The sequence below is a fragment of the Rhodococcus sp. 14-2483-1-1 genome (assembly GCF_002259335.1).
Classification (GTDB): Bacteria; Actinomycetota; Actinomycetes; order Mycobacteriales; family Mycobacteriaceae; genus Rhodococcoides.
Genome location: NZ_NPFX01000020.1, coordinates 199,258 through 215,316, shown reverse-complemented (window position 1 = coordinate 215,316; position 16,059 = coordinate 199,258). Strand labels below are relative to the sequence as shown.

Annotated in this window: 15 protein-coding genes; 9 read left to right on the top strand and 6 right to left on the bottom strand. The window is 63.1% G+C overall.

Going from position 1 to position 16,059, the window contains the following annotated elements; all coding sequences use genetic code 11:
* Positions 1 to 351: 351 nt before the first annotated feature.
* The 3 genes from CH294_RS18545 to CH294_RS18535 are packed head-to-tail and all read right to left on the bottom strand — an operon-like array spanning position 352 to position 2,566.
* Complete coding sequence (locus tag CH294_RS18545; RefSeq protein ID WP_032379662.1) at positions 352 to 753, bottom strand: RidA family protein; 402 nt, start codon at positions 751 to 753, stop codon at positions 352 to 354.
* Positions 750 to 1,547, bottom strand: coding sequence for an IclR family transcriptional regulator (locus CH294_RS18540; RefSeq protein ID WP_094738776.1), 798 nt, complete (start codon positions 1,545 to 1,547; stop codon positions 750 to 752). Before CH294_RS18540 ends, CH294_RS18545 begins: the two co-directional genes overlap by 4 nt.
* Positions 1,544 to 2,566: a sugar kinase gene (locus tag CH294_RS18535; protein WP_249305378.1), complete on the bottom strand. Its 1,023-nt coding sequence runs from the start codon at positions 2,564 to 2,566 to the stop codon at positions 1,544 to 1,546. Before CH294_RS18535 ends, CH294_RS18540 begins: the two co-directional genes overlap by 4 nt.
* Before the next feature lie 85 nt (positions 2,567 to 2,651).
* On the opposite strand from CH294_RS18535, the gene CH294_RS18530 reads away from it, so the two are divergent.
* Genes CH294_RS18530 through CH294_RS18515 form a run of 4 tightly spaced genes read left to right on the top strand, consistent with a single transcriptional unit; the run spans position 2,652 to position 7,673 of the window.
* Complete coding sequence (locus tag CH294_RS18530) at positions 2,652 to 3,974, top strand: alanine racemase (protein WP_094738774.1); 1,323 nt, start codon at positions 2,652 to 2,654, stop codon at positions 3,972 to 3,974.
* Positions 3,975 to 3,988: 14 nt separating this feature from the next.
* Positions 3,989 to 5,602 (top strand): D-aminoacylase, encoded by a 1,614-nt coding sequence (locus tag CH294_RS18525; protein ID WP_094738773.1) that lies wholly within the window; start codon positions 3,989 to 3,991, stop codon positions 5,600 to 5,602.
* Positions 5,599 to 6,237: a bifunctional 4-hydroxy-2-oxoglutarate aldolase/2-dehydro-3-deoxy-phosphogluconate aldolase gene (locus CH294_RS18520; RefSeq protein WP_094738772.1), complete on the top strand. Its 639-nt coding sequence runs from the start codon at positions 5,599 to 5,601 to the stop codon at positions 6,235 to 6,237. The genes CH294_RS18525 and CH294_RS18520 overlap by 4 nt, the downstream gene beginning before the upstream one ends.
* Positions 6,234 to 7,673 carry a gluconate:H+ symporter gene (locus CH294_RS18515; protein WP_032379666.1) on the top strand — a complete coding sequence of 480 codons (1,440 nt, stop codon included), beginning with the start codon at positions 6,234 to 6,236 and terminating at the stop codon, positions 7,671 to 7,673. Before CH294_RS18520 ends, CH294_RS18515 begins: the two co-directional genes overlap by 4 nt.
* Before the next feature lie 34 nt (positions 7,674 to 7,707).
* Here CH294_RS18515 and CH294_RS18510 read toward each other — a convergent pair whose 3' ends face one another.
* Both CH294_RS18510 and CH294_RS18505 read right to left on the bottom strand, forming a co-directional pair.
* The gene (locus CH294_RS18510) at positions 7,708 to 8,817 is read right to left on the bottom strand and encodes a hypothetical protein (RefSeq protein WP_037148313.1); all 1,110 of its coding nucleotides are present in this window, start codon (positions 8,815 to 8,817) and stop codon (positions 7,708 to 7,710) included.
* Between the two features lie 61 nt (positions 8,818 to 8,878).
* Positions 8,879 to 10,060 (bottom strand): FAD-dependent oxidoreductase, encoded by a 1,182-nt coding sequence (locus tag CH294_RS18505; protein WP_094738771.1) that lies wholly within the window; start codon positions 10,058 to 10,060, stop codon positions 8,879 to 8,881.
* A gap of 269 nt (positions 10,061 to 10,329) precedes the next feature.
* Between CH294_RS18505 and CH294_RS18500 the strand changes: the two genes are divergently transcribed.
* Complete coding sequence (locus CH294_RS18500; RefSeq protein WP_032379669.1) at positions 10,330 to 10,599, top strand: hypothetical protein; 270 nt, start codon at positions 10,330 to 10,332, stop codon at positions 10,597 to 10,599.
* A gap of 176 nt (positions 10,600 to 10,775) precedes the next feature.
* Positions 10,776 to 11,183, top strand: a complete 408-nt coding sequence (locus CH294_RS18495) for a VOC family protein (protein ID WP_094738770.1) — start codon at positions 10,776 to 10,778, stop codon at positions 11,181 to 11,183.
* Between the two features lie 11 nt (positions 11,184 to 11,194).
* Here the strand turns inward: CH294_RS18495 and CH294_RS18490 are convergent, their stop codons facing one another.
* Positions 11,195 to 12,169: a sigma-70 family RNA polymerase sigma factor gene (locus tag CH294_RS18490; protein ID WP_037148318.1), complete on the bottom strand. Its 975-nt coding sequence runs from the start codon at positions 12,167 to 12,169 to the stop codon at positions 11,195 to 11,197.
* A gap of 91 nt (positions 12,170 to 12,260) precedes the next feature.
* Between CH294_RS18490 and CH294_RS18485 the strand changes: the two genes are divergently transcribed.
* From CH294_RS18485 to CH294_RS18475, 3 genes are read left to right on the top strand one after another with little or no spacing between them, the layout of a single operon-like run.
* Positions 12,261 to 13,241, top strand: a complete 981-nt coding sequence (locus CH294_RS18485) for a RelA/SpoT domain-containing protein (RefSeq protein WP_094610005.1) — start codon at positions 12,261 to 12,263, stop codon at positions 13,239 to 13,241.
* 50 nt (positions 13,242 to 13,291) lie between these two features.
* The gene (locus CH294_RS18480; protein WP_094738769.1) at positions 13,292 to 14,755 is read left to right on the top strand and encodes a DUF2079 domain-containing protein; all 1,464 of its coding nucleotides are present in this window, start codon (positions 13,292 to 13,294) and stop codon (positions 14,753 to 14,755) included.
* Positions 14,652 to 15,998 (top strand): sulfite reductase subunit alpha, encoded by a 1,347-nt coding sequence (locus tag CH294_RS18475; RefSeq protein ID WP_268988301.1) that lies wholly within the window; start codon positions 14,652 to 14,654, stop codon positions 15,996 to 15,998. The genes CH294_RS18480 and CH294_RS18475 overlap by 104 nt, the downstream gene beginning before the upstream one ends.
* The last annotated feature ends 61 nt before the right edge of the window (positions 15,999 to 16,059 follow it).

The following is a 16,059-nucleotide window of genomic DNA, read 5'->3' as shown; positions in this document are numbered from 1 at the left end:
GCGGATGGCTGATACATCGAATGCTTTCACCAAACAAAAATTCGGCACTGACATTCATCGACACACTGTTGAGTTCTCAAAGAACACGCACACACCATTGCAACCGTTCACACGGTAACGCCGGGGCTTACACGCTCGAACCCCAGACATGGCTCATTACTTTCGAGCCTTGCCTGGGTTGTTCAGTGCATACTCCGTACAACCTCGTTGTCCCTGTCCGTGAAGACCGGGTCGGTGTCCGTGTCGCTCTGACTCGACAAAAGTTACGCGAAGACCAACACATACGCAAATCGCCTGGTCAGATGTAATTTCTGCGTGAACATCTGACCAGGCGACCCGGTACGAGGTCCGTCAGACGATCGCAACGGCATCGATCTCGACCAACATCTCTTCCCTCGGCAGTCCCGTGAACACCGTGGTGCGGCTCGGCAGTACGTCGCCGGAGGTGTGTGCGGAGACAAAAGCGCCGTATGCGTCGTTCATGATCGAGAAGTCCTCACGCTTGGTCAGGTACACGCGCAGCATCACGACGTCGTCGAACGTCGCACCGCCGGCCTCGACGATGGCTTTGACGTTTTCGAGAGTGCGAGTGGTCTGCGCAGCGACATCGCCTGGGTACAGGTATTCGCTGGTAGCAGGATCCACCGGGCCCTGTCCGGATACCTGCACGAACGGGCCCTTCCGTACTCCCTGGGAGAACGTGTGGGCGGGTGCCGGGGCACCTGTGGTGCGGATTTCGATCTTCTCGCTCATTTTTTTCCTTCCATCGGGCTCTTGTCGGTTGTCATACAGTCCTGGAGTTCCTGCGGCCGCCAGCCCAGCCCCTCGGAGATCGCAGCCGCGGTCCGTTGCACCTCGGGCAGCGTCTTCAGTACTTGTTCGTGGTCGAGCAGCATGTCGGGTACCGAAATCGAGACTGCGGCCACGACGTCACCGGTTCCGTTGCGCACAGCGGAGCCGACGCAGTTGACGAACGACTCGTGCTCCTCGCGGTCCTCGGCAAATCCTTGCGAGAGGACGAGGTCCAGCTCACGCAGATATTGCTCAGCCGTTGTGATGGTTCGTTCGGTGAACGGCGTGTAGGTGATGCGGTGCGCAATCTGCTCACGCTCTGCCCGTGGGCGCGCAGCGATCAAGATCTTCCCGACGGCTGTGCAGTGCAACGGCGCAGGCTTGCCGACCCGCGAATACATCCGCACGCTCTGTTTGGCGTCGAATTTGTCGATGTAGATCACCTCACCCGCTTCGTACGTCGCCAAGTGGATGGTCTGACCGGTGATCGTGTTGAGTTCCGCCAGGTGTTGCCGGGCGACGCTCCGTATGTCGCGCTGTTCCAATGCGTGGTTGGCCAACTCGAAGAGTCTCGATCCGAGTTGATACCGGTGATCGGCATCGTGCTGAACGAATCGGTCGCTTTCCATGGTGCGAAGCAGCCGCAGCACGGTGGTCTTGTGCACGTCGAGAACCGTCGCCAGCTCGTCCAGCGATTTCGATCCGTCACCGAGCAAGCCGAGGATCGTCAGCGCCCGCGAGAGGCTTTGACTCACTTCGACACCTCCGCACAACGGGCGGCAGTGGCCGCGTAGTCCAGTGTCGCCCATTCGGCGTCGTCGAGTTCGGCCAGCCGGATCAGCACGGCGAGAGGCAGTACAGACGCGATATCGCCATGCCCGGTGAGCGCACCCGCCGCACACAGGTGACCGAACCGAACACGCTCGACAGCACTCCTTCCCAGCAGCAATGCCGTCAAGTAGCCACCCCCGAAAGCATCTCCCGCACCGATCTTTTCGACGACATCCAGATTCAGTGCCGGTACATCGACTCGAGCTGCGCCCTCGAACGCCGTCACTGTGTGCGCGTCGTTCTTGATCACCAAGTGCTGCGGTTGGGGGAACATCCGACGCAACTCGGCCGGATCCGACGTCCCGAACACCAGCGCAGCTTCGTCGGACCCCATCGAGACCACATCGCTTCCGCGGACGTGCTCGCCGAGTACGTCCGCGGCTTTGCCCGATCGCGACTTCCACAGCGCCGGCCGATAGTTCAAGTCGAAGCTCACGGTGGTGGATCGGTCCATCAGTGCTCTGGTCAGTTCGGCCGCACTGTCCGAGATGGCCACTGTAATTCCCGTGAAATGAATCAGGTCGGCTCGGGATACCAGTTCAGAAGCCACCTCGGTGATGTCGCTGGGCGACAGTGCGCTCGCGGCCGATCCGGCCCGAAAATAGGTCATCGCGCTGTCTCCGGACGCGAGGTCGTATCGGTCACCGGAACCCGAGCCGCGCTCTTTGATGTACATACCCGTGGGGCGCTCGTCGTCGATCGCCACGCCCGAAGTATCGACGCCTGCGTCCGCCAATTGCCGGACCAGGTACCGGCCGAAGCCGTCGTCACCCACCCGAGAGACCCACGCAGCATCGACACCCAACTGACCGAACACCCTGGCGACGTTCGCTTCGGCGCCGCCGGACGTGCGATGAAACGTTTTCGAGTTCTCCAGCGGACCCGCTTCGGCAACCAGAACGACGAGGCCTTCACCTACACACACCGCTCGGGGTGTTTTCACGTCGATCTCCTCGAAGTCTTGCGGGAACGCTGCATGTCGTTGCAGACTACAAAGCATAAACATATTGCGCAACCATCGTTGCACAATGCGCAACGCACGGAGATCTTTCAATGGAGGAACGAACGTGATCGACACGGATGCCGTCGAAGAACTGAGTCGACGAACCCTCGGGCCCGAGCACAAATCGCTTCCACCACGGTCGTGGGGGCATACCGTCGAGAGCTTTCTCGCCACGTCTCCCCGGCTTTCCGAATTCACGACCCCGGTGCTCACCCTCGATCGTGCGCGCATGGCGTCGAACATCTCGGTCATGGCCGACTGGACGGCACGCGCGGGGGTGCTGCTCGCGCCCCACGGCAAGACGTCGATGGCCCCTCAGCTGTGGAAACAACAGCTCGATGCCGGAAGCTGGGCGATCACCCTCGCAACCGGGTGGCAAGTTCAGGTGGCACGCGCATTCGGGGTCGGACGCATCGTCCTCGCCAACGCCGAGATCGACCCCGTCGCGTTGCCGTGGGTTGCAGCCGAACTGGATTCGCATCCCACGTTCGAGTTCTACTGCTGGGCAGACAGTGTCGCAACGGTGCACGAGATGGACCGCATTCTGGCGACACAGGGGCAGCGCCCCATTCCGGTGATCGTCGAACTCGGTGGCCCACACGGCCGAACCGGCGCACGCACGATCGAGGAAGCAGTGTCCGTTGCCCGTGCGATCGCGGCGTCGTCACGCCTGACCTTGGCCGGCGTCGGCGGTTACGAGGGAGCACTGAGCCACGACCGCTCCGAGGACGGCCTCGAGGCAGTCCGAAAGTATCTCGACCAGGTCGCCGATCTCCATCGCGCACTCGACGCCGAGGGGCTGTACGGCGAGCACGCGGTGGTGACCGCGGGCGGCAGCGCCTATCAAGATCTCGTTGTCGAGCGACTGCATTCGCTCACCACGGAAGATGGCGTACGCACCGACGTGGTGCTTCGCTCGGGTGCCTACGTGGTGCACGACGACGGCTTCTACTCACAGATTTCTCCGCTCACTCCCGCCCGCACCGACGCGCCCCTGACGTCGGCGATGCACGGATGGGCGCGCGCTGTCTCCCGCCCCGAGCCCGGTCTCGCATTACTCGACGCAGGCAAAAGGGACTTTCCGTTCGATGAGGGAATGCCCGTGCCGCAACACATCAGAGGGAACGAGTTGCTCGACCCGGGAGCCGAGGTAACCGCTCTGAACGACCAACATGCGTTCCTACGACTACCGGCCGAGGACGCGGCGGCGCTGCCGGTGGGATCGGTGGTTCGACTGGGTCTGTCACATCCCTGCACCGCATTCGACAAATGGCGTCTCGTTCCCGTGATCGACGACGCGGACAGCGACGATCCACGAGTGGTCGATCTCGTTCACACATTCTTCTAGAGAGCCGAACTCCTATGCCCAGTACCCTCTTTCGAGGTGCCGACGTCATCGACGGCACCGGATCGCCACGACAGCGGCGCGACGTCCTCGTACGCGACGGTGTCATCACGTCGATCGTCGAGCCCGGAGCTGTGCCCGGGGCCGACAGAATCGTCGACGCCTCGCCCGGCCAGGTCCTCTCCCCCGGGTTCATCGATATGCACGCTCATTCCGACCTTCGACTCCTGACCGACCCCGATCATTTCCCGAAGATCAGTCAGGGCGTCACAACCGAGGTCATCGGGCAGGACGGCATCGCCTACGCGCCGATCGACGACGCCACACTCGACGTGGTGCGACGTCAGATCGCCGGATGGAACGGCAATCCCGTCGACCTCGACTTCTCGTGGCGGTCGGTCTCGGAGTACCTCGCGCGACTGGACCAGGGCATCACCCCGAACGCTGCGTATCTCGTCCCTCAGGGCACATTGCGCTACCTCGCGGTGGGTGCGGACCAGCGACCGGCGACGCCGTCCGAGATCGCCCACATGCAGGAATTGTTGGCGCAGGGCCTGCAGGAGGGCGCTGTCGGGATGTCGAGCGGTTTGACCTACACGCCCGGAATGTATGCGGACACAAGCGAATTACGCGCACTGTGCGAGGTCGTCGCCGAGTTCGGTGGGTTCTACGCGCCCCATACCCGGTCGTACGGTGCCGGCGCGCTCGACGCTTACCAGGAAATGCTCGATCTCTCCCGGGATACGGGATGCGCGCTGCATCTGACGCACGCCACGATGAACTTCGGAGTCAATCGTGGAAGAGCACGTGAGTTCCTCGACCGCGTCGACTCCGCAATCGCCGACGGATGCGACGTCACCCTCGACACGTACCCGTATCTGCCTGGAGCCACCACACTGTCTGCGTTACTGCCGAGCTGGGCGATGTCCGGTGGCCCGGACCGAGCCCTGGAACGGCTCGACGACCCGGACATGCGACAGCGCATCGAGCGGGATGTCGACGTGAACGGGTCCGACGGTTGCCATGGAGTCACGGTCGAGTGGGACACCATCCAACTCAGTGGTGTAGCCAATCCCGAACTCGATCGCTACGTCGGCCGCACGATGTCCGACATCGCGTCCGACGAAGGACGCTCACCGGTGAACGTGTTCTTCGACTTCCTTCGCCGCGATGCGCTGGCCACGACGATTCTGCAGCACGTCGGGCACGAGGAGAACGTGCGCGAGATCATGGCGCATCCGCACCACATGGGTGGCAGCGACGCGATTCTGGTTGGCGAGAAACCGCACCCTCGGGCTTGGGGCACTTTCCCTCGCTACCTCGGGCACTACGTGCGCGACGAGCAGCTTCTTTCATTGGAGGATTGCATCAATCACTTGACCGGACGCCCGGCTGCTCGGCTACGGCTGCACGGACGCGGCACGATTGCCGAAGGCCATGCAGCCGATCTCGTCCTGTTCGACCCGGCGACCGTGCGCGATACAGCCACCTTCGAGAACCCGAAACAACAAGCCGAGGGAATCAGCCACGTCATGGTGAACGGCGCATTCGCCGTCGACGATCGCCGCTCCACCCACGCACTGGCGGGCCACGCCCTGCGCATGGATCCCACCCGAAAGCAGACGTCATGAACGCAATGTCGACAATTCTCGAGGACCGCGCACTGTCGGTGGTCCGTGCCCCGCACATCTCCGATCCCGCGGCGTTGGCAGATGCGCTCGCGCGCGGGGGAATTCGCGCACTCGAGCTGACCTTCACCACTCCCGGAGTTCTCGAACTGATCCGAGCCGCGTCCGATGCTGGTGCCGTCGTGGGGGCCGGTACCGTACTTACCGCCGATCAGGCGCGGTCCGCGGTCGACGCCGGCGCACGGTTCGTCGTCACGCCAGGCTTGCGACCCGAGGTCGCCGCAGTGGTCACCGATGCCGGTATCCCGCTGATGATGGGCGCACTCACCCCGTCCGAGGTGATGACCGCCCTCGATCTCGGGGCGAACGTGGTCAAAGTCTTTCCAGCACGGACTGTCGGGCCGGCGTATTTCAAGGATCTACTCGGTCCGTTTCCTGACGCCAAACTCGTTCCGTCCGGCGGCGTGAACGCAGGCAATGCCGCCCAGTTCCTCGCGGCCGGTGCCGTGGCCGTGACCGCAGGCACCGATGTGGTTCCACCGGCATCGGTCGCCGATGCCCAGTGGGACGACATCACTGCTCGAGCCCAAGCGTTCGTGGCAGCTATCAGCGCAGACATCAAGGAAGGCTCGTCATGAATTCTGTGGTCGACTGGCTCAGAACCTCCACACCAGGTCTACTCGTACTGTGCGGCATCGCAATTGCCGTGCTACTGGTAGTCATCATCAAGGTCAAGCTCGAACCGTTCATCGCGCTCCTCATCGTCGGTCTCGGGCTGGCCCTCGCCGCTGGTCTGCCCGTCAACGAGATAGTCGGCACCGCGATCAAGAGCAACGAGTCCTTGCTCGAAACCGGCTTCGGTGGAATCCTCGGACACATTGCAGTCATCATCGGATTGGGTACCGTGCTCGGCGCGATCCTCGAAAAGTCCGGTGGCGCACAGGCATTGACCGCAAAGCTCCTGGGGGTGTTCGGAGAACGCGGAGCACCCATAGCAATGGGCCTGCTGGGCTTGATCTTCGGCATTCCGGTCTTCTTCGACATCGGCATCTTCGTGCTGGCTCCGCTGGTCTACGTGGCGGCACGCCAGGGCGGAAAGTCGCTGGTCCTCTACGCGCTGCCGATGCTGGCAGGTCTGTCCATGACGCACGCATTCCTACCGCCGCATCCCGGGCCGGTTGCCCTCGGTGGCTTGCTCGAAGTCAACTTGGGATGGCTCATCCTGTTCGGGTTCATCTGCGGCATTCCCGGTTTCATCGCTGCGGGCCTGGTGTGGGGTAATTGGATCGGCAAGCGAATCATCGTCGACGTTCCCGAGGACTTCATCAACGACGGAGACGACACGACCGCAGATGGCGGTGGCGCCGGCACGGTAGCAACGAAGCGTCCGGTGATCACGACGCCGCCGTCGGTGGGAACCATCGGTGCAATTATCGCCGTTCCTCTGGTCTTGATCCTCGGTGCCACATTCGGCAGCATCCTGCTCGATCCCGGCAACCTACTCGAAGTACTGACGTTCTTCGGCACCCCGGCCGTCGCGCTTCTCATCGCAGTCCTGATCGCGTTCTACGTGCTGGGCATTCGACGCGGGTCCACGGTCCAGGAACTCAGCAAGCTGACCGGAGAGTCCCTTCGTCCGGTGGGCATGCTGCTCCTGGTGGTCGGCGCAGGCGCGTTCTTCGGAAAGGTCATCTCCGCCACGGGTATCGGCACGGCCCTGGCCGACACCATGGCGGCCGCAGGTCTTCCCATCATCGTGTTGGCGTACATCATCAGCTGTGCGCTCAGGGTCGCGCAAGGGTCGGCAACCGTGGCCATCGTGACTACCGGCGGCATCGTCGGACCACTGGTGGCAGCCCAGGATTACTCCGCTCCGGCCGTTGCGCTGATCGCCATGTCCATCGCGGCGGGCTCGATCATCGCCAGCCACGTCAACGACGGCGGTTTCTGGATCATCTCGAAATTCTTCAATCTCACCGTCAAGCAGACACTGCAGACGTGGACGGTCCTCGAGACGATCCTGTCCGTGGTCAGCTTCGCCGTCGCGGGAATCCTCTTCGCGATCATCGCCTAGAGCCAGTGGCGCGGTTGTGTGCCTCGGGCGGCACCTAATCGCGCCACTGCGTCCGCACCTGATCACCGACGAAATGTGTGTTCTCGGCAGACATTTCCCGGCTACCCGATCGGCCCACCAGATCGTCGATACGATCGTCCAGACTGTGGGCACGGGTCATCGCGTCGGAAGTTCGAGCCTCGCTTTCGGACGACTCGACCAGATTTGCCAGGCGGACCAACGCGGCTACCCGACCGGTCAGCTGCGTCCACACCACTTCCAATGCGCCACGCCGTGATTCGACCTGAGCGGCGGTCTCCTCGTCGACCATCGTCTCACCGATCCGGTTCAACTCGGTCGCTACCGTGCGCAGGGAGGTGGCGTCGACCGAGATCTCGGTGAGCTCGACGAACAGGTCGAGTTGATTACGCTGAATCTCGAAGTACGTGGACTGCCATGCCGGCGAACGGCGCACTCGGTCGAACGATGTTCCCGCCAGAAAGAGCAGAGTGTCGTATCGATCGACGAACCGATCGTCCTTGCGATCGACGAACTGATCGACCACGCCGGTTGCCCACTCGACCCGGTCACCCACAGGAGTTCGGCGCGCAAGCATGCTCACCCGATCCGTGGCCGCGTCCACCAACGACAGGCCGCGCTCCGCAACCGGACCGAACCGGCGTGGTGCAGGCGTCCTCATCAGTGCGTCGAAGACCGAATCCCGTTGATCGAGATCGAGATGCAGACCTTCCCGACGCTCCTTCCGTGCCGCACGCACCCCGGTGGCGTAGTGCCGATTCGACATCACCACCGTGGTGCGCTGATGGTTGATGCGCTTGGTCAACTCGGCAACCCGCACTCGGTACACCAGCGCCGACCCTGGCTTACTCGTCGTGTCCTTCGCGAGCCACCGATCGCGCTCGTCCACCAGGTTTCGCAGCGTGCCGAATCCCCCGATCGACGGCAGCGAGCGTCCCGCGTGCCATCGGTTGATCAGTACTACACGCGTAGGCTCGTCCACCCGCCCGGCCGCGACAGCGATGGCGGCCGCGTCGGACAGCGGCTCGGAATGTCCGGGCAACCGGCAGTCGGCACAGCGGCTGTGAACTTCGTCGTCGAATCGGGCGCGCTGCTCGGCCGACCCACTGCCATCGAACTCGGACATCGTCTCTCCTAGGTCACGCCCAACCGTCGCTGGTCCGCTCGCTTTCGAGTGTTCCAGAAATTCAGATCAGCCCGCGGAGCGATTGCTCGGTCTGCGGCTTCTTGTCGGCGAGAAGCGTGCGCGCCACATCGAGACCTTCCCAGACGTTCCACATCAGCACACCGCGAACGACGGCCTCGTCGTCGAGGTAGTACACAACGCCTTCCTTGCCGACCGACTTCCAATCCTCGACGGTGCTCAACAACGTGGACAGCGTGCCGATGGCCTGGTACCCGTCGTCGTAGATATCGGAGTAGAAGTACGGGGTGTAGGAGTAGGGCTCGGCTGCGCCGGCCATGTTGCGTCCGGCGGCCTTGCCCATCTCCGTGGCGTTGTCCACGTGCTCGACGCGTCGACGGCCGAGAATGGCGTCGGGATATTTCGCCACATCACCGGCCGCGTAGACATGGTTGTCCTCGGTCCTCAAGAATTCGTCGACCACGATGCCGTCGTCCACCGACAGTCCGGCAGCGTCGGCCAGTTCGGTGCTGGGCCGCACACCGAGACCGAACACGACCCCGTCTGCCTCGAGTGCGGAACCGTCGTCGAGTTGCAGTAGGACGCGGGCCGACGCCTCGGCACCGGAGGTCACTTTCGTTCCTCGGCGCACGGTGACTCCGTGATCGGCGAATCCCTTGTCGAAAACGGCAGCCAGGCTCGGCGGGAACATGTGCGCGCCGACTACGGCGTCGGATGTCACGAGAGTGACCTTCACGCCCTGGAGAGAAAGGGCAGAAGCGATCTCGGTGCCGATGTATCCGCCACCGACCACGGCGATGTGATCGGCGGTCTTCGTCAATTCACGCAGGGCCCGGTAGTCGGCGAAGGTGCGGAAGTACACCACCCGCGGACTGGGCGCGAGCTCGATTCGCGTCGGTTCGGCTCCCGTTGCCACGAGCAGAGTCCCGTACTCGTAACGTTCTCCCTGGTCCGTCGTCACCGAGGAATTCGACCGGTCGATCGACGCCACCCGCGTTCCGGTGTGCACCTGTGCGTCGGTGTCGGAAGCAGTGTCGAGCGGAACCTGATCGCGACCGAAGTCCGAGTCGGTCCACAGCTTCTTCGAAAGCGCGGGCCGGGTGTACGGCTCGTCGGAATCGGCCCCGAGAATGCCGATGGAGCCGGTGGTGTCGCGCTCGCGGATCCCGCGAGCTGCACTGTCGGCAACCATTCCCCCGCCGATGATCAGGTAGTCGTACTGCATCGTTCACTCCTCGATGTCGACGTGATTCGTCAACGGGGCTACCCGGAACGGCGTCGTCACAATCCCGCTGACGAACCCGCAGGAATACCTGCAGGTCGGGGGAACCGACCGGACTGTATCGAGCATCACACCCTCGAGAGGTTGGCCCAGGCCGGTCGAGTGGGCATCTTGGACTGGGCGACGAAACATCGTTTTAACTCGAGTCGGGCTGTAACGGTTCCGTTCGGCAGAACGACTCACACCTCAGGACGCGAACAAAAGGAGACGATGTGACTGTTCAGATCGATTCGCTGGCAATTGGCACCGACACCGCCGACATTGCGACAACCGACGTCGACCAGCTCTTCGACGAAGTGTCAACGCTCGACGCCACCATCCTCGACGCCATCGAGCGTCGCACGCGCATGGCGCGCACCCTCGCTGCGGCAACTTCCGACACCACCACGTCGGATTCCGTTGCCGATGCTTACCTCGATCTCGGCAACGACGGCCACGTGTTCTCACGGATGCTGTCCCGTCTTGCACAGATGACGCGGTAGTTCTTCACACTCCCCCTTTCAGCTTCGCAGTCCGCGACCCCGTCGAGCATCGCTCGGCGGGGTCGCGTCGTGTCTGCAGGTGTGTGCCGGTGACTTTCGACACCGACTGCTGTCAGTAGAAGCAAGACCGTTGTTCGACGGTCGCACGCAGCTGTTCCCACAGAGAAGGTGTACCCATGTCCCGTATGCTGTTCGCCAACATGCCCGTTCGCGACGTCGTCGCCACCCGTTCGTTCTTCGAGGGACTCGGGTTCGCTTTCAACGACGTCTTCAGCGACGAGAACACCGCCTCCATGATCGTCAGCGACCAAGCGACGGTGATGTTTCTGGCCACATCTCGTTTCGGGGACTTCATCTCCGATTCGATCTGCGACACGAGCTCGGCTCGTGAGGTCCTGATGTGCATCTCCGCCGACAGCCGCGACGAAGTGGATTCGCTCACCGACTCAGCGATCGCTGCGGGCGGGTCCAAGTGGATGGAGCCCCAGGATCACGGATTCATGTACGGCCGAGCGTTCCGGGATCTCGACAACCACGTCTGGGAAGTGATGTGGATGGATCCTTCGGCGGTTCCCCAGAGCTGAGCGGCAGGCGTTCAGAGGCGGTCGGGCAGGCCGAATCGATCGAACAGAGTCAGATCGAAGAAGCAGGCCACGTGCCCGACCCCTCTGGCGTCGACGTCGAGAACGTGCAGCTGGAACGGCCGATGGACACCATCCTCACCCAGCATGTACAGCCCGTACGCGGGTTGGCCGTTGGCACGGGTAGGCCTCATCCGCATGTCGCCCGCGCCGTTGGCCGGGCAATTGTTTCGGATGAGCGATCCGATCGTCTCGGCACCCTGGTACCACCCGACGAACGGCGGCATCTCCCACACCGCGTCCGAGGTGAACAGCGTGACCAAGCGGTCGATGTCGTAGTTCTCGAAACACTCCACATACTGCGTCAGCAGTTCCTGCAGCTCGTCGGATCCGATGGGCTCGACATCGTCGAGTTCGGGCGCAATCTCGTCGAGTCGCTCCCTGGCTCGCTGCAGCAAGCTGTTGACCGCGGTCGTCGTCGTGGCGAGAACCTCGGCGACTTCCGACGCCTTCCACTGCAACACTTCGCGCATCAACAAGACCGCTCGCTGCCGGGGAGACAGGTGTTGCAGGGACGCCACCAAGGCGAGGCGCACCGATTCACGCGCCACCACGATGGAGGCGGGATCACTCGAGTCGGCCAGATCCGAATCGGCGATCGGTTCGAGCCATGGAACCTCGTTGTTCTGTACGAGTTCGTCGGTAGGGCCGGAACTCGGTGCCCCCAAGCCGGTGGGGAGCGGACGCTTCGACCGACCGTCGAGAGCAGTGAGACAGGTATTGGTGGCGATTCGATACAGCCAGGTGCGCAGCGACGAGCGCCCTTCGTATTTCTCGTAGCCACGCCACGCCCGAATGTACGTTTCCTGCAACAGATCCTCGGCATCGTGAATCGATCCGGTCATGCGGTAGCAGTGCGCGAGCAGCTCTCGACGGAACGGATCGAACTGCGCGAGGAAGTCGTCCTGCTGCACGGAGGCCACGGTCATGCGGCACAGCCTAGACCGGAGGCAGACGCCTCACAGCTCGAATGCGCGCCACGTAGAGGTTTGCCCACATATCTGGGTTAACCTCGGCATCGTGACATCGGCAACGAGCATCGACGACTTGGTCGAGGAGCTGTACCTGCAGCGCCGCCGGGCGTGGGAAGCCGCTCTCGTCACCGCGCAGAATTTCCTCGAGACCATCGCCGACGAGATACTCGAAGACGTCGATCGAGATCGACTGAACGCACAGACGGCGCGCATCAAGGACCCGGGACGATCCGCAGACAAATTGCGCCGTTACGTCTCCGAGGGCCGGATCACCGAACCGACCGACGCGGACGCCGTTGCCGAAGCCCTACCCGATCTGGTCGGCGTCAAGGTGTTGTGCAAGACCCCGCGCGATCAACTGACGTTCGTCGCAGCGCTCGAGCGTGCATGCAACGACCCGGAATGCTCGGTGCGGTTTGCGCAACCACCCACCGATTACGTTGCCTTTCCCAAGCCCAGTGGCTACCGCGCCTACCACGCAGTGCTGGTCGTTCGAGTTGCCACGCATCAGGGCGACCTCGATGTGAAAGTAGAAGTACAGGTCAAGACACGCCTGCAGGACGCGTGGGGCGAGCTGACTCACGAAGACATGTACAAGCCGGGCGAGGCTCTCAAGCCCACCAAGAAGCACACCGACTACGCCGCGCACATGGCCCACCTGCTCGACCAGGTGGATGCAATGGCCGACGATCTCGCGGCACAGCTCGATTCACTGACCGCCGCATCGAAGGACGGCAACGTCCTCGCGGCCGACCCCATCCCGAAGGATCCGGATTTCATTCGTGCCCGGGTCACCCGCACCGGTCCCCGGTACGCCCTCGCAGTCGGTCCGGACGGACGTCGAGGGCTGGTACCCGCTCGTTCGGTGAAAGCCGTCATCGGCTCGACCGACAGAATTGCCGTCGACGATTATCTGGAGGTGGGCGACTACATCGATGTGGTCGTCGAGGATTCCGAGGACGCTCTCTACTACCACCTCACCTCACAGCCGCCGCGTCGCAAACCCGCGAAGAAGCGTAAGCGCTGACCTGCGGTTCTCAGGAACATCTCACGTCCGTGCTGTAGACATCGGTCCTCGTGACCACTATCGAGAAATCCACGGTTGTCACCGACATCGACACCGCACCCCTCGACTGGCGTACGAGGATCCGTACTGCAGAGACGACGATCGTGCCGGCTCTCGCGTTCGTCGTCCTGGCACCGCTGTACGCGACGATGTCCGTGCTCGGCCATCGGCAACTTCGCACGTCCGGATTCGACCTGGGGATATTCGTCCAACAGGTCGCGTCGTACTCGCAGTTTCGTGCACCGACCTCCGATCTTCTGGGTACCGGCTACAACACGCTCGGTGATCACTTCTCGCCTATCACCGCGCTGCTGGGACCCGTGTACCGGGTGTTTCCACACGCCGAGACGTTGCTGATCGCCCAAGCCGTGTTGTTCGCGTTGGCCGTGATCCCCATCAGCAGGCTGGCAACACAGAAGTTCGGGGCGGTTACCGGTGCCGTGATCGCGGCGGCGTTCGGACTGTCCTGGGGCGTTCAAGCGGCGCTGAATTTCGACTTCCACGAAGTGGCGTTCGCGATGCCTCTGCTGGCGATGTCGATGGTCGCCCTCGTTCGTCAGCGTTGGCTGCCCGCCCTGGCCTGGGCTCTGCCGCTGGTCTTCGTCAAAGAGGACATGGGTCTGACGGTCGTCGTGATCGGCGCACTGGTGGCGCTGTGGGCCGGTGGTCGAACCCGAATCCTCGGGATACTGACTGCCGTATGGGGCCTGACCTGGGTGATTCTCGCCGTCAAGATGATCATCCCGATGCTCAGCTCCGACAACTCGTACGACCAGGGCTCGAAGCTGCCCCCGCTGGGTGAAGGCATCGCGGACACCGCACACGGCCTGGTTGCCGGCGATTCTCGGGCGGCCACAGCCTTTCTGCTGCTCGCGGTCACCGGATTCTTCGCCCTGCGCTCGCCGCTCCTGCTGATCGCCGTCCCGACAGTCGCATGGCGCTTTCTCAGCGACAACACCAACTTCTGGAAGCCGATCTACCACTACAACGCGATCCTGATGGTGATCGTGTTCATCGCTCTGCTCGACGCGTTCGCACGCAGTCACCGACACGGTCAGCTCACCGAACGCGGTCGTCATTACATCGTCGCGTTCGTGGCCGTCTTCGCAGTCGTGGCGTTGCCGTTCCTACCGATGGCGCGCATGGTGCACGCACAGGAATGGACGATCGATCCGCAGGCCGCGACCGCCCGGGAGATCTCGGAGTGGATTCCCGCCGATGACCAGGTTGCAGCGTCGAACAATCTCGTGGCCCAACTCGTCGCCGACCACGACGTCTCGGTCTTTCCCCAACGCGCCACCGATTCGACCGTCCCGGACTGGATCGTCGTCAATCGCGCGCGGCCTGCCGGCTGGCCGACCGACGAGGCCGGTGACCGTCAGGCGATCGACCGGGCGCTGTCCGACGGGTACGAGGTCGCCTACTCGGCCGACGGTATCGAGGTCCTGCACCGCAGTTCGAGCGGTCCCCACTAGGGTTTCAGAAGGTTCGACCCTCCACCCGTCACAGACCGTGACGACGGCAATTGCAAGGCAGGTACAGGACATCGACGCTGCAACCGGCGATCTCGGCACCACCAAGGCCGCACCCAAGCGATCACCGTGGAATCGGAAGAATCCCTATCGCGCACAGATTCTGAGTAATCGACGCCTGTCCGGTCCCACGTCGGCAAAGGAAGTTCGGCACTTCGCGATCGCGCTGGGCGACAGCGGTATCGCATACCAAGCCGGGGATGGTTTCGCCGTCAAACCCGTCAACGACGCAGCACTCGTCTCGGCCGTCGTCGACCGGCTCGGTGTGCCCGCCGACACCGCCGTGCACACCAAGTCCGGAGAAATCACGCTCGCACAGGCGCTGACGACGGAATACGAAATCGGTATCCCGTCGATGGACCTGATCGAGGCCGTGGCCGAACACGCCGGCGACGCAGAACTCGATCACGTCCTGCAGAACGGCGACCGAGCATCGTTCGACGCCTGGACGTGGGGACGCGACGTCGTGGACGTTCTCGATCTCGACCGGTCGCCTGCCTTCGATCCCGCCGAATTCCTCGGCTTGCTGCGTCCACTGCAGCATCGCGTCTACTCGATCTCGTCGTCACCGATCGCCCACGAAGGCACCGTGCATCTGACGGTGTCCACCGTCCGATACCGGTCGGCCGAGCGCGACCGCGGCGGCGTCTGTTCGACGTACCTCGCCGATCGAGTCGGCGACGGGAACGAGGCAGGTGTGTTCCTGTCGGCCAACAAGTCCTTCCGCCTGCCCGATGACGACACCCCGATCATCATGATCGGGCCCGGAACCGGAGTGGCACCGTTTCGAGCATTTCTGCACGAGCGGCGTGCGCGAGGTGCCGCGGGAGACAACTGGCTGTTCTTCGGGGATCAGCATCGGTCGAGTGATTTCCTCTACGAGGACGAGCTCGTCGAGTTCGAGCGCGACGGTCTGCTGAATCGACTCGATGTGGCGTTCTCACGCGATCAGCACGAGAAGATCTACGTGCAGCACCGCATGATCGAAGCAGGCAAGCAGCTGTACGGCTGGCTCGAGGCAGGTGCGCATCTCTACGTGTGCGGCGACGCGGCCCGTATGTCGAAGGGCGTCGACGAAGCACTGCACGAGATCGTCGCCGAGCACGGCGGCCGCTCCCCCGACGCCGCCGAGGACTACGTCAACGAGCTCAAGCAGACCAAGCGCTATCTGCGGGACGTCTACTGACACCCGCGTTCTTGTCGGACCCCCTCGCTACCGTCTGACCCACAGGCATCAGTTCTCGTCC